1 pseudogene is annotated in these 300 nt (G+C 80.3%); it reads left to right on the top strand.

The features are described from left to right. Nucleotides 1-300, top strand: a pseudogene (locus AC0IVP_RS21860) (hypothetical protein); the annotation flags it as partial.

The following is a 300-nucleotide window of genomic DNA, read 5'->3' as shown; positions in this document are numbered from 1 at the left end:
CGCCCCGACGACGACCGCCGGGACGGAGCCGGCCGAGGAGACCGCCGACGCCGTCCTCGCCCCCAGCGACGACGACGCCCGCACCGAGGACGGCTCCACCGCACCCGCGGCCCCGAGCCTGGTCCCGGCCTGGCTGGCGCTGGCGCTGGCGGCCCAGGCACCGACGGCCCAGACACCCACGGCGCAGACACCCACGGCGCAGGCACCGACGGGACCCGTCGCCGGCGACCCGGCCGCGGTCCCCGCACCTGTCGCCGGCGTGCTCGGCACGGCCGTCCCCGCCTCCGTCCCCACCTCTGT

This window comes from Klenkia sp. AC732 (genome assembly GCF_979256525.1).
The sequence above is the reverse complement of the archived record's forward strand: the minus strand, read 5'-3'. Positions and strand labels throughout refer to the sequence as shown.